Annotated in this window: 14 protein-coding genes; 7 read left to right on the top strand and 7 right to left on the bottom strand. The window is 40.4% G+C overall.

What is annotated here, in order from left to right; genetic code table 11:
• Window positions 1-116: 116 nt before the first annotated feature.
• The gene (locus QQK00_RS05190) at window positions 117-1,409 is read right to left on the bottom strand and encodes a mechanosensitive ion channel family protein (RefSeq protein WP_284216416.1); all 1,293 of its coding nucleotides are present in this window, start codon (window positions 1,407-1,409) and stop codon (window positions 117-119) included.
• Window positions 1,410-1,644: 235 nt separating this feature from the next.
• Here QQK00_RS05190 and QQK00_RS05195 point away from each other — a divergent pair, with 235 nt between their 5' ends.
• From QQK00_RS05195 to QQK00_RS05205, 3 genes are all read left to right on the top strand, one after another.
• Entirely contained in the window at window positions 1,645-2,022 is a 378-nt protein-coding gene (locus QQK00_RS05195) for a VOC family protein (protein ID WP_284216417.1), read from the top strand.
• Between the two features lie 191 nt (window positions 2,023-2,213).
• Window positions 2,214-2,768 (top strand): TetR/AcrR family transcriptional regulator, encoded by a 555-nt coding sequence (locus QQK00_RS05200; RefSeq protein WP_284216418.1) that lies wholly within the window; start codon window positions 2,214-2,216, stop codon window positions 2,766-2,768.
• A 56-nt stretch (window positions 2,769-2,824) separates the two neighbouring features.
• Window positions 2,825-3,700, top strand: a complete 876-nt coding sequence (locus tag QQK00_RS05205; RefSeq protein ID WP_284216419.1) for an NAD(P)-dependent oxidoreductase — start codon at window positions 2,825-2,827, stop codon at window positions 3,698-3,700.
• 6 nt (window positions 3,701-3,706) lie between these two features.
• On the opposite strand, the gene QQK00_RS05210 is transcribed toward QQK00_RS05205, so the two are convergent.
• Both QQK00_RS05210 and QQK00_RS05215 read right to left on the bottom strand, forming a co-directional pair.
• Window positions 3,707-4,150 (bottom strand): YaiI/YqxD family protein, encoded by a 444-nt coding sequence (locus QQK00_RS05210; protein ID WP_284217568.1) that lies wholly within the window; start codon window positions 4,148-4,150, stop codon window positions 3,707-3,709.
• 78 nt (window positions 4,151-4,228) lie between these two features.
• Window positions 4,229-5,620, bottom strand: a complete 1,392-nt coding sequence (locus QQK00_RS05215) for an SLC13 family permease (protein WP_284216420.1) — start codon at window positions 5,618-5,620, stop codon at window positions 4,229-4,231.
• A gap of 172 nt (window positions 5,621-5,792) precedes the next feature.
• On the opposite strand from QQK00_RS05215, the gene QQK00_RS05220 reads away from it, so the two are divergent.
• Together QQK00_RS05220 and QQK00_RS05225 are read left to right on the top strand one after the other, a co-directional pair.
• Window positions 5,793-6,437 (top strand): hypothetical protein, encoded by a 645-nt coding sequence (locus tag QQK00_RS05220; RefSeq protein WP_284216421.1) that lies wholly within the window; start codon window positions 5,793-5,795, stop codon window positions 6,435-6,437.
• Entirely contained in the window at window positions 6,434-7,183 is a 750-nt protein-coding gene (locus QQK00_RS05225) for a DUF3307 domain-containing protein (protein WP_284216422.1), read from the top strand. The genes QQK00_RS05220 and QQK00_RS05225 overlap by 4 nt, the downstream gene beginning before the upstream one ends.
• Before the next feature lie 46 nt (window positions 7,184-7,229).
• On the opposite strand, the gene QQK00_RS05230 is transcribed toward QQK00_RS05225, so the two are convergent.
• Together QQK00_RS05230 and QQK00_RS05235 are read right to left on the bottom strand one after the other, a co-directional pair.
• Window positions 7,230-8,702, bottom strand: coding sequence for a cryptochrome/photolyase family protein (locus QQK00_RS05230; protein WP_284217569.1), 1,473 nt, complete (start codon window positions 8,700-8,702; stop codon window positions 7,230-7,232).
• Window positions 8,703-9,031: 329 nt separating this feature from the next.
• On the bottom strand, window positions 9,032-9,340 hold the full coding sequence (locus QQK00_RS05235) for a hypothetical protein (RefSeq protein WP_284216423.1): 309 nt from the start codon (window positions 9,338-9,340) through the stop codon (window positions 9,032-9,034).
• A gap of 186 nt (window positions 9,341-9,526) precedes the next feature.
• Between QQK00_RS05235 and fabA the strand changes: the two genes are divergently transcribed.
• Window positions 9,527-10,045, top strand: coding sequence for a bifunctional 3-hydroxydecanoyl-ACP dehydratase/trans-2-decenoyl-ACP isomerase (gene fabA, locus QQK00_RS05240; protein WP_284216424.1), 519 nt, complete (start codon window positions 9,527-9,529; stop codon window positions 10,043-10,045).
• A gap of 83 nt (window positions 10,046-10,128) precedes the next feature.
• Here fabA and rmf read toward each other — a convergent pair whose 3' ends face one another.
• The gene (gene rmf, locus QQK00_RS05245) at window positions 10,129-10,305 is read right to left on the bottom strand and encodes a ribosome modulation factor (RefSeq protein ID WP_284216425.1); all 177 of its coding nucleotides are present in this window, start codon (window positions 10,303-10,305) and stop codon (window positions 10,129-10,131) included.
• A gap of 467 nt (window positions 10,306-10,772) precedes the next feature.
• Between rmf and QQK00_RS05250 the strand changes: the two genes are divergently transcribed.
• Window positions 10,773-11,309, top strand: coding sequence for an RICIN domain-containing protein (locus QQK00_RS05250; RefSeq protein ID WP_284216426.1), 537 nt, complete (start codon window positions 10,773-10,775; stop codon window positions 11,307-11,309).
• 50 nt (window positions 11,310-11,359) lie between these two features.
• On the opposite strand, the gene QQK00_RS05255 is transcribed toward QQK00_RS05250, so the two are convergent.
• Window positions 11,360-13,069 (bottom strand): DUF3466 family protein, encoded by a 1,710-nt coding sequence (locus QQK00_RS05255; RefSeq protein ID WP_284216427.1) that lies wholly within the window; start codon window positions 13,067-13,069, stop codon window positions 11,360-11,362.
• Window positions 13,070-13,073: the final 4 nt, after the last annotated feature.

Below are 13,073 nucleotides of genomic sequence, written 5' to 3' on the forward strand. Positions count from 1 at the left end.
TTAGCGGCAAACACCAAAAATATGAACTGCCACCTACCAATGAATAAATATTTGAACTAATTTACAAACAAATACCTAATAAATGAACAAATTTTTGAATATAATCGATGTGCTCGTTAATCGTCATTTAATAGTCTTACTTCCCGCTGCGGGAATGGAATCGAAATATTATGTTGTTTTAAGGTTTCTAAAATAATTAACAGTAAATCGCCACCTACCCTATTTTTGCCATCGTCAATGCCCTCAATCCAAAATTCGACAAACATATTAATACCACTGTCCCCAAAGCTATCAATCTCACAATCAGGGCGCTCTTCAAATGGCACCTCTTCTCCGCCAATCACCTGCGGATGTTGAGCAACCGCATCTTTGACTAGTTCAACCATCGTACGCACGTCAGTACTATAAGCCACGCTGAAGTCGACTCTGTAGCGTTGCTTAGGGTCCTTATGCGTCCAATTCACAAGCATTGACGATATGAAGGTTTCATTTGGCACCAATATATCTTTACCGTCATATGTCTCTAGCACCGCGTGGCGCATTTTAAACTCTCGAACAAAGCCTTTTTTGCCGTCATCTAACTCAACATAATCACCAACTGTGAGCGATTTATCTAACAGGATAATGATGCCTGAAATAAAATTTGAGGCAATCGCCTGTAAACCTAACCCTAGGCCAACACCTAAGGCGCCACCAAAAACAGCGAGCGCCGTTAAATTTATCCCCATGATGTTCAGTAGCAACAAAAATATGATACAGAACAAGCCTACTTCAAACAGTTTTGTAAAGACTTCTCTCGTACTGACATCCAAGTTACTTTGATTCCGAATAATGTCTTTACCGACATTGTTCGAGGCTCGGCCAAGCCAAAAGAGTAATGCGCCAAAAAATAACACTCTGACAAGGCCAAACAGGGTGACCCTTATATTTCCAACTGAAATTGCCATTGACTCTAGGGCTTGTATGACAATTGGCAAGGCGCCTAACAAATGCAGGAACATAACGGGTATGCCAAACCAAATAAAGAGACCAGCCATAAATGGACTGGAGACAAACTCACGAATAGAAGAATAAACCAAGAGCAAAATAGCAATTGTAATTGCTGCATCCATCAACCATATAACATGACCGAAGTACTCAGTTACTGACAGGCAGATGCGCAAAAATATAATGGCAAATAATGGAAAAAGTAAGCGACTAAGCCTCGGTAACAAACGCGTGAATGGATGTTCTAGAGGGATCTTTGACAAGCGACTCCCAACACGCTTTTTAACGCCAAGAACATAAATCCAATATGCGGCTATATAGCAAACAAGAATTATTGAAGCTTGTACATAGGTTGATCGTAAGCCGACAACCGTTAGCGTCATATTCCATAAGTGCAATATCTCGTTGAAAATTATATCCATGTTCACTCACTAGTTGCGTGCGTTGCATTTTTATTCATTAAATTAAACCTTACCACTATCATGGATGTCGGGTAAAAAAATAAACAAATATTATGAAAAGTTTTTGAACTGCACTTGACTACCTATCAATAGGTAGATATTATACTTTACAAATTAGACGACACTGACGACTCTATGCATATTGTCAGGGTCCAATTAATTATGTTTTAAACATTAACGTAAATGAGGTAATAAAATGATTGGATATACAACAATTGGTTCTACAGATTTAGATAAAGCGGTTTCTTTTTACGATGAATTGCTAGCATTAGTTGGCGGCAAACAGCTTATGGCATTGGATCGCATTAAATTCTACGGCACTGACGCTGGTGGCGCCATGCTCGCGGTATGTATTCCTGCCGACGAAGGTTCACAAAGCTGTGGTAATGGACAAATGATTGCTATTCCTGGCGGTTCACCAGAAGGCGCAGACGCACTTTATCATAAAGCTATTTCGCTAGGCGCAACTGACGCTGGCGCTCCTGGTCAACGTTTCCCATTCTTTTATGGCGCTTATGTATATGACCTTGATGGCAACAAGCTGTGTTTCTACCATATGACGCCAGACGCATAATTAATATTTAGCGCTTATTATCACGTATCAACCCGATCGAAATCTAGTTGTGCGCAAAACGATAGAGGCAAACAAAACAAATGAAAGACCGACATTAACGTCGGTCTTTTTTATCAACATATAGACAACGAATACCTACCAGTAGATAATTGAATTACATATTAACTCATTATGCTAACAAGGGGGTAAGCATGACAGTTAAACTCGCCTTACTAAAGGAAGCTGAAAACAAAGTACGAGAAGGTGGCTACAACAATTTTAGTTTTAGAGAGCTCGCCACCAAAATAGGCATTAAAAGCGCTAGCGTACATTATCACTTTCCGACGAAAGAAGATTTGGGTGCTGAATTAGCGCGATATTACACCGACAATTTTATGAATGCGCTAGGCGATCCATACTCCCTTGTTGAAAATAAAAAGCACCCAGTTGACATATATATCGACCAATTTAGGCATGCAATTCTAGTTGATAAACGTATGTGCTTATGCGGTGTATTTGCCTCGGAAACCGATTGTTTACCCGATAAAATTAAACAGGAAACCACCGAGTTTTTTAATCGCAACATTCAATGGCTAACCAATGCCTATGTAGCGTCAGGCAACTGCACTACACTTGAGGCTGAAAAGAAAGCAATTCAAACCTTGGCACTATTAGAAGGCGCGATGTTGATTGTTAAGGCTTCAGAAAAATTTGATAAAAGTGATGCGTTCTTTGAACAAGCATGTGAAGCAATCCAAAAGCTGTAATACAAAAGTTGTTTTGCCACGACTTTATATTTAAAACACTATCATCAGGAAGGTACATGAAAATTGCGTTTATTGGTTTAGGTGTCATGGGTTTCCCTATGGCGGGTCATCTTGCAAATGCTGGATATGACGTTTGCGTGTTTAACCGCACCCAAGAAAAGGCGGAACGTTGGTTAAATGCTTACAAAGGGCGAGCAGCTAGCACACCAGCATTAGCAGCAAAATATGCAGATGTTGTTTTACTTTGTGTGGGTAATGATGATGACGTTCGCAATGTTACGTATGGTGAAAATGGCGTATTTTCACAAATGAAATCAGGCAGTACATTGATTGATCACACCACTACCTCAGCAGGTCTGGCACGTGAGCTATATTCAGCGGCAACCGCACAAGGCTTGAGCTTTCTGGATGCGCCAGTATCCGGCGGCCAAGCAGGCGCTGAAAATGCCAAACTAACAATCATGCTTGGCGGTGAAGAAGCAAGCTATTCAAAGGCATCAAAAATACTTGACGTATACGCGGTTAAACATGCATTAATGGGAAATGCTGGTAATGGACAGTTAACCAAAATGGTGAATCAAATTTGCATTGCCGGTGTCGTTCAAGGCTTGTCTGAAGCCTTACATTTTGCTCAACAAGCCGACTTAGACACAAGTAAAGTTATTGACGTGATTAGCAAAGGTGCTGCTCAATCGTGGCAAATGGAAAACCGCGCCTCAACAATGGTGAAGAATGCGTTCGATTTTGGTTTTGCGGTGGATTGGATGCGTAAAGATCTGGGTTTCGTTCTAGATGAGGCCAAACAAAATAATAGTCGTTTGCCAATAACAGCCTTGGTAGACCAATTCTATGCGCAAGTGCAAGCAAATGGCGGTGGCAGATACGACACCTCCAGTTTGATTAGCTTACTAAACAAAGGCTCGCACGATTAATCGGCATTAAGCTTTTGCAAGCATCCTGTCCAAGGTATCTGCAAAGGCTTTTTTATCTCGTTGCCCATAGGGCGCAGGCCCTGAAGTTTGCACCCCACTTGCCCGCATGGTTTCCATAAAGTCTCGCGTATTTAGTCGAGATTTAATATTTTGTTTATCTAAGGTTTCTCCCCTAAACGTAATTACGTGAGCTTGTTTATCAATAACTTCATCCGCGAGTGGAATATCTGATGTCACAACAATGTCGTTTAACTCACAGAGTTTAACTATCTCATTATCTGCGACATCAAAACCGGCAGGCACCTGCAAAGAAGACGTGTATGCTGACGGCGGCAGTTTAATAAAATGATTAGCAACAAATATTGTGTATACTTTTTGACGCTCCGCAGCGCGACAAATTATCTCTTTAACTACTGTGGGACAGCCATCGGCGTCCACATAAATTTTTATGTCTTTTTGCATGTATCTCACATGTATTGTTCTGTAACGAATGGCAGCGATAAAGTGCTGTATGTCAAGTTAGCGTAATTATAGTACGTAAAGCATCAGACTATAAGTAAGTAAGCCGACTAATATCGAAATCGCGAAACTTAATACCGCCCCTTCTTTAATCATGTCACTAATGTCTATTTCGTTCGTACCATAAGCAATCGCATTTGGTGCCGTTGCTACCGGTAACATAAAGGCACAACTTGCCGCCATTGCTGCCGGAATCATAAGTACCGCCGGGTCAACTCCGTATTGAATTGCCACCAAATATAAAATGGGCATCAATAAAGTAGCGGTCGCTGTATTGCTTGTAATTTCCGTTAAATATGTCACGCATAAGCACAAAAGAAGGATCGTAATAATTAACGGGAACTGAGTAAAACTTGATAGAGCATGCCCAATGATTTCACTTAAACCCGACGCACCAAAACCTTTCGCTAAGGCTATGCCGCCAGCGAACAGGAGTAACATTCCCCATGGAATACTTACGGCGGTCTCCCAGTCAAGTAACCTCCCCTTTTTTCCATTTGGAATCATGAACATAACTACGACAGCGGCCAATGCAACAGTCGCGTCGCCAGCATCAGTGATACTAAATAGTTCACTCCAGCCACCAAAAGGCGCCTTTCTGGTGATCCATGCTATTACCGCGATGGAAAAAACAATTAATGTACGAATTTCTTCTTTGCGCCATTCACCTTGTGCTGGCAACCCACCTTGAAAAGGCCCAGATAAATTGCGCGTTAACCAAAGGCTCATCACTGGAATAGCAACAAGTACACAGGGTATGCCAATCATCATCCAAGTAACAAAACTAAACTCTTCGCCCGTTTGCGCTTCATATAGGCCAGCGAATATAACGTTTGGTGGTGTACCAATTAGTGTGCCTAAACCACCAACACTCGATGCATACGCGATACCCAATATCAAGGCAACCTTAAGCTTTCTGTCGTCTACACTTGCTAGTAATGCCAATGCCATTGGTAACATAATTAGCACAGTTGCGGTATTTGATATCCACATACTGATAACAGCGGTAGCCAACATAAAACCAAATACCATGCGCTTTTGACTAGATGTACCAATGAGCTTAATCATTAAAATCGCTAGGCGACGGTGTACGCCAGACTTTTCGAGGGCTTTTGAGAGAATAAATGCCCCCATCAATAACAATATGACATGGCTGCCTAACGCAGAAGATACATCTTTATGATTAAGTACGTTAAAAAGTGGAAGTAAGGCAAACGGAACAATAGAGGTGACAGGGATTGGTAATGCTTCTGTCACCCACCAAGCAATTGTCACCACAGCGATACCCGCGGTGACCGCTGCAATATATGGCATACCGTTATAATCACAAACAGCATACGTGAATAGCGCCAAAAGTGGACCTATCCACAACATATGCTGATTAAACTGGCTAGACATCATTACTTCCCTGTAGATAGCTGGAATTAAAAACGGACAAAAAGGCAAATACACGTATTAGCCATGCTAAAAGCAAACGGGATTGTTTTCTAAAAACAAAAGCAAACAAATTCATTTGCTTTAATCTATAAACATACTACTATAAATATAATTACATTCTTTGGGTGCTTGTCAAATGATTATTGGGGTTGAAACGACAGATATAGTCCATTCTACTAAATTGGATAAGGCTAGCTTTTCACTGATAAGTGACAGTATTGACGATGAGTTAAACGATAACCGCGAAGCCTTTAATTATAATTTTCAGCGTTTTAGAGGTGACGCTTATCAAGTCAGTTATTCTGCGCCTGAGCATACAGTCAGAGCTAGCTTACTCACTCGGCTAGCGGTATTCACAACCTTGCCAGACAAAAGTGTGTTGCTCACACAATCAATTATTATTGGTAAACAAGATGTAAGCGACACAATGGGAGAGGTATTTATTGCGTCTGGTAGACAATTGGATAAGCAAAAGCGTGCAGGCTACACGGTTGAATTTATAAATTCATATATCACCATGGCATTACCCAGTCAATTTTTACAAACTTTGCTAAACGGCCTAACGCGTAAACAAGCAGACACGCTATATTGGTACATCAAACTTGGATTTCCTGAGCATCAAATGATTGCTGACAAACTAAAAATGTCGAGACAAAACGTGAACACACATTTGCAACGAGCAAATAGCGAACTTGTAAAAGCGTTTATCGATACCTACGAACGTAACATCCAGTCACTTTTGCATAAAAATGATGAAATATTAAAGGAAGATACAAAGTGATCATCTTTTTAACGCTATTTATAGCGCACTTAATCGCTGACTTTTTTTTACAACGTGATGCATGGATAGCGTCTAAGATAAAACATAAGATAAAAAGCATCGGCCTGTTTAAACACATTTTGGTGCATTTAGCGTTTAACGCCATATTGCTGTTAATTTTGCTCGATGGCCTCTCAGTGACATATTTTATGGCGTTGGCGGCGATTGTACTATCCCACTATGCAATTGATATCTGGAAGACCTATCAAGTGTTTTCCATTCGTGCTTTTTTAATCGACCAGTTTGCCCATGCCATTATTCTAGTTTTAGTAAGTGTTTGGCTTTCCGGGATTTCGTACACGCAAGCAAGTGCCGCAATTAAAGACTTTTTAGATATTCAAGTACTTGCCGTATTCGCAGCATTCATCTTTTTAAGCAAACCCTTATCTTTTATTATTTATTTAAGCTTAGCGCCCTATACAAAGGCATTTGAAAAAGATGAAACACAAAAAGGGTTAGCGAATGCCGGCGAACTTATTGGCATATTGGAACGTTATTTGGTGCTCATTTTAATATTAGTTGGTCAATATGCTGGTGTTGGTTTTTTACTGGCGGCAAAAAGCGTATTTAGGTTTGGTGACATGCGACAACAAAAAGACCGCAAACTCACTGAGTACATCATGCTGGGCACACTACTGAGCATCACCGCAGCATTGCTTGTCGGTTTAGCCGTCAAGTGGGTGTTTTCACTAGAAGGTAACGGTTAAGTCGTGAGAAGTTAGCTCGTAAGCGTTACTTGAAAACTTACGCCCCTTAGTCAGACGCTTCCTCTTTCATTGCAGCAAATGCATCCAGTGCGCGTTGGCGTGACAACTTTAAATCGACTAAGGGTTTGGGATAATGCTTTCCCAATGTGACTCCAGCCGCCGCAAGCACATCATCTGAGGCTTCCCACGGCTTGTGTATATATTTTTGTGGTAACTTAGATAACTCAGGACAGAATTGCATAACATACTCTCCTTGCTTATCAAACTTTTCCCCTTGGAGAATAGGATTAAAGATACGAAAATAAGGTGCAGCGTCAGCGCCAGAACCAGCCACCCATTGCCAACTAGCAGCATTACTCGCAGTATCCGCGTCTAAAAGACAATCCCAAAACCAGCGTTCGCCACGTCGCCAGTCAATTAATAGGTTCTTCACTAAATATGAACCGACAATCATACGCACACGGTTATGCATGTAACCCGTTTGCCAAAGTTCTCGCATACCTGCATCTACAATAGGTACGCCAGTCTTTCCTCGTATCCACGCCTTAAAATCAGACTCGCTATTGCGCCATGTCACCTTATTAAACTTTGCATTGAAGTTTTGGTGCGGCATTTGCGGAAAGTGATAGAGTAAGTAATACGAAAACTCACGCCAGCCAATTTCACTTAAATAAGTATCTACTCCTTGCTGAGACACATCGCCACCAAATGCATCATGTACCGCATACCAAATTTGATGAGGAGAAATTTGACCAAAATGTAGGTACGGTGACAGTTGCGAAGTTCCTTTCACCGCAGGTAAGTTGCGAGCATCGGTATATGCTTGAATGGCTGAACCAATAAAATTCTTCAACTTATTCTTAGCTGCATTTTCACCCACTTGCCACACATTTTTAATTGTGTCGTCCCACGGAATATTCGGTAGTAAATTTAAGCGTGATATTGCACTGTCAGCTTCACTTTTTAGCGTGTGAAATAATGTGAACTTTGGTTCAGGTAGCGGGTATCGGGGGCTTGCTCTGCGTAAACACCCTTTTCGATAATAAGGTGTAAACACTTTATAAGGCGTGCCGTCATTTTTAAGTACGTCCATCGGTTCCCATAACAAAGAACCGTTGTAGCTTTTTGCTTCAATGCCATTTGATTTAAGCGTTTTTTTGATTTCGCTGTCTCGTTCACGCGCCCATGACTCATACATGCGGTTCCAGTAAACGGCATCAATGTCGTAGTCTTTACAAAGCGACTGAATCACATCTAAGGGTTTACCCGCTCTAACAATTAATTTGTTATCAAAGCGCGCAGCTAAATCGTTTAAGGCATGATGCAACCACCACTTAGAAGCGCCGCCCAAGCTTGCTTGCTCCTCAAGTGATGTGTCGTATATATAAAGAGGAATAATCTCGTTTTTGGTTCCGCTATCGTCACATGTATTAATGCACTCGCAAGCGGCGCATAGTGCAGGGTTATCAGCCATTCTCAAATCTTGTCTAAACCAGACCAATGCTGTTGCCATGTATATTGCTACCTCCATTCATTCAATAGCATTTGGTACTTAATCACAGCAAAAATCGATCGGTTTTATAGATTAATTTGTAACAGCATCAATAGATACTTACCTGATTTGGATAGCTAGTGTATTGCCTATTCATAGAAGAATCCGCCAAAATTGCAAGGGAGAAACTATGGACATTCAAAAAACGCGATGACGTTAGAGTAGAGGCTAAACGTATCCTATTCAGGCACTCAGCTCCTTCTTAGTAAGTCCTCGATCGCGTCACAACTGTAACTATCCCCTAAAATAATACAACCTTCACTGTGGCGATGTACTTTGACTTTGTTACTACTGGCCTATGACTCATCCTCTCCTAATGAGGAAGTATCAGGGATACTGCGTTTAAGTCTACGCTTACGTTCGTCATCTTGAATCCATTTATTCAAAAAACGGATTTGTCCATTTTTATACGCTGCATAGGTTATGCGTAACGAATTTGATAAAATTTCGCTATCCGTCCAACCTGTTTTTTCTGAAATTAGCTTGTAGTCTTCTTGTGCTTCACGAGATATATAGCCGCGCACCATTTTTTTACCCAAAGCCTTTTGCTTCTCTCTAAAGCGCTTTTGCTTTTCTGCATTTGCTACAAGCTTTTTATTTGCCATTTACCCAAAATCTCTTTTCAAAAAATAACGAACTGAAATCTACGCAATATATTAGTTGTTCATCTGTCAGCAAACAATGAATACATCCACAATATATAAGATATTTAAATAAATTGACTGTTCAGAGTTGTTTAGCGTACAAGTGTACGCTAGATTAGCGTCCTAGTTTTAATATAAGTAATCAAAATGACCGAAAAGAAAAATAGCTTTAACAGAGATGACTTGCTGTCGTGCAGCACGGGCGAACTATTTGGCCCAGGTAATAGCCAGCTTCCCGCACCAAATATGTTAATGATGGATAGAATCACTTCTATCTATGAAGAAGGCGGTGAAAACAATAAGGGCTATATAGAAGCCGAACTTGATATCACACCCGACCTCTGGTTCTTTGATTGCCACTTTCCCGGTGACCCGGTAATGCCTGGCTGTTTAGGTTTAGATGCAATGTGGCAGCTTGTGGGTTTCTTCCTTGGTTGGTCAGGTGGCCCAGGCAAAGGACGCGCATTAGGTGTAGGCGAAGTTAAATTCACAGGACAGATTTTACCTACCGCGAAAAAAGTCACTTACAGAATCGATTTTAAGCGCGTTATCAAGCGTAAACTATACATGGGCTTGGCTGATGGCAGTGTTGCAGTTGATGGACGTGTAATTTATACAGCAAAGGATTTAAAAGTAGGCTTGTTTCAAGATACTTCATCTTTTTAATAGCATGCTCTTTACAAGTTAAAAGCCCTTGCAACAGGCAAGGGCTTTTAGTATTTAAAGTTAATTCGAATTTATCAGTTACATCACCTAAGAGATAAACCAATTTGCCGGTCTGATAGCGCTTCCCGCCAACCACCTAACCATTGTGAGCGAGCATCTGACGTTTGAAATGGACATACATCTTTTGAACGTCCATTAATACCAGCTTGGTACCCTTTAGAATGTGCTCTACTCAATTTATCTCTCTTTTGTCTTTTCATCGTTTACCTCTCTTGGTTATTGTAAGGTGAGTATTTGAATAAACGAATTTCTCCGATTAATGTTGAACTCGTATTTAGTAATACTCCGATGAAATTATGAATGCAATACTGTATAGGTATGTCGTATTATAAATATATATAAGTGACTGATATTTATATGTTTGTGATTTGAATCATTTTCGCCTAAAAAATTGTTTTTTAGTAAATAAAGTTATTAAGCAAAAAATTTAAGTTTTTCAAAATATTACTGAACTTTTTCAGTTTTATTCAACCACAAAAATAATAAAGCCATACCGATTTATCGCTTAAGTTACTACTATTCAGTAGTTAAACATACTTCAATCTATTAAAGTTTTGTTAAAAGTACAATATAAGTTCGTTTCTTAATTCATTTTTTAAGTAACACTCTGTACTATAGTAAATGTGGAGTATTAACTCCACATTTAATCATTTTAAAAGAAAGAAATATGAGAAATTTTAGAACCCTAAGCTTCATTGCTTCGTCATTTTTAGTTGCATTTAGTTCTGTTGTAAATGCTGACTCAGCTATTAGAGCATATAACTACAATCCGAATAGCCTCACTCAAACGGAAATTCAAAAATGTGTTACTCCCTTAAACACCTTTTCAAACGTCTTATTAACTCCCTGTGCAGCCCCCTCTTCGCAGCTACCGCAAGGAAATGAATGGACGTTTAAAAGTGTTTCTAATAACACATATGAAATATCAATTAATGTATTTCACAATACATCACCGATATCGGTGCTTTCACAATGCCTTGACGATCACGGTGGAAGCGACAACGTCATATCTTGGGATTGCAATGGTGGAGGAAATCAAAAATGGAAGATCGGCACATCTGTATACCAGTCACCAACAAGCGTGCCGACCCCGGTTACTTTAATAACTGGCAATAACTGGTGTTTAACAAGGGATCTAAACAATGTATTCGTTAAGCCATGCGATGACTCGGCGTCTCAAGCTTGGATAATACCTAATATCTAAAAGTAATCGTGTATAAGGCACTGACATGCTGTCAGTGCCAAACTAATAATTCAGCGGCGAAAACGGAAAAACACAATTGTTCCCAAAGAGGCTAAAAGCCAAAAACTAAATGACGCTCCTTGCCGCTCTCGGGAAACTCTGTCGTCTTCGGCGCAATCTGAAGGTGTATTTCCTGTTGGGCTAAGTTTTACACTGACAACAGTATCCAACGTTAGGGCCTCACCACTTTCGTCAGTTATCACAACACCTCTGGCATTCTTTCGAGGCACAGTAGTAAAGGCGTCAGCAATGATTTCATTGTTATCGTTAATATCAACGGCTGAAACAATTTTATAAGGAGAATCACAGGGTAACAATGTATTCAAATCCGTAAAGGTATCACTTTCTATATCATATATAAAACCCACTCTAGGGCGTTGCGCCGAGGATATAGATGCTTCCGATTCCGCATCGCCAACGACAATATTATTGTTATTTAGCGCTCTAGGAACAGTAGCTGAGCCAACGAAAAAGCCCTGAACGACATTCATCTCATTAGTATTGCGATCAAAAGTAAAAAGTTTGTTCCTTGGTGCACCGTTAATAAATTGTCCGACATAACCAACTATATAGTTATTATCGTTAATATTAGTCGCAAAACTTGGTAAGAACTCGTCGTCATCAGATAATCTTGTCGTCACACCGTTTTCAAATATAGCCGCAACAGGGCCAGGAGGGCGATCTTCTATCACCAGCACACTTGAAAACCCAACCATCACTCCTGCGTTGTTTACGTCGAGTCCTCTTGAATGATTTGAATCACTAAACTCATCCGGCTCATATAAGTTATCAAACAGTTGTGTCGATACTATGTTACCCTCTGCATCTAACTGCCAAAGGGTAGCTTTAGTTTCATAATCGAGATTGTCATATATTAGGCCGGCAATGAATGTAGATCTTGTATCGGCTTGATTAAATCTTACATATTCACAAACCTCAACAGGAACGTCACCCCGTTGTTCGTCGTCTAAACAAAGCGCCAAGGCTTCTTGAAGTGATTCAGCACTGGCAACAGAACTAACACCAGCTACCTGTAAGTTCGCATTTATTTGATAAGCTTCGCTAAAGCCGCCACCGTCAATATTGCCTGGTGCTAAAGGCGTAACCCTATCGCCAACTTGCACAAATGCTCTATTCAAAAACTCATTAACAACAAAAAATTGTGCTTCATCGTTTTCATTTACGTAATCAACCCTAGAAAATGGTCCGGCCATATTGCCAATAACATGTGTACCAAGTGCCGAATCCGTCAGGCGAACATTTGACGAAAACGTGAAGCCATCGGTACCGTCCATTTCTGAATCAAAACCGTTAACGTATGTTACATCTGTACCATCCGTTTTATATCCAATATCCGATGCTAATTTTTGAAACCTAGCATCAGGCTGAATTGTGCCTAGTGACGCTCGAGCTTGTAATAATTGGTCGATCACCAAAGTATAATCAAAATCATTGAAATTCCCTGCTGCAGCCGCGTCAGGATCGGTCAAAGGAGCATCATCAATATTTAAAAGGCTTAAGTCAATCGGTTGATTAAATAGGTCACGTGCAGTAACCAAACTCAAGCCGGTATTGTCAATCGACGTACCAAAATGCCTTTGTGATACATCACTTAGAGGTAGTACATGCACCTCATAACTAGCAGCATGTGCTGAATTTGCAACAGACGCAGCGCCAAATAGGGCTAACAAAAGTGCACTTACAATAGGTTTTCTCTTCATTAAT

The organism is Agaribacter marinus (assembly GCF_030160655.1).
In the GTDB taxonomy this organism is placed as follows: Bacteria; Pseudomonadota; Gammaproteobacteria; order Enterobacterales; family Alteromonadaceae; genus Glaciecola; species Glaciecola marina.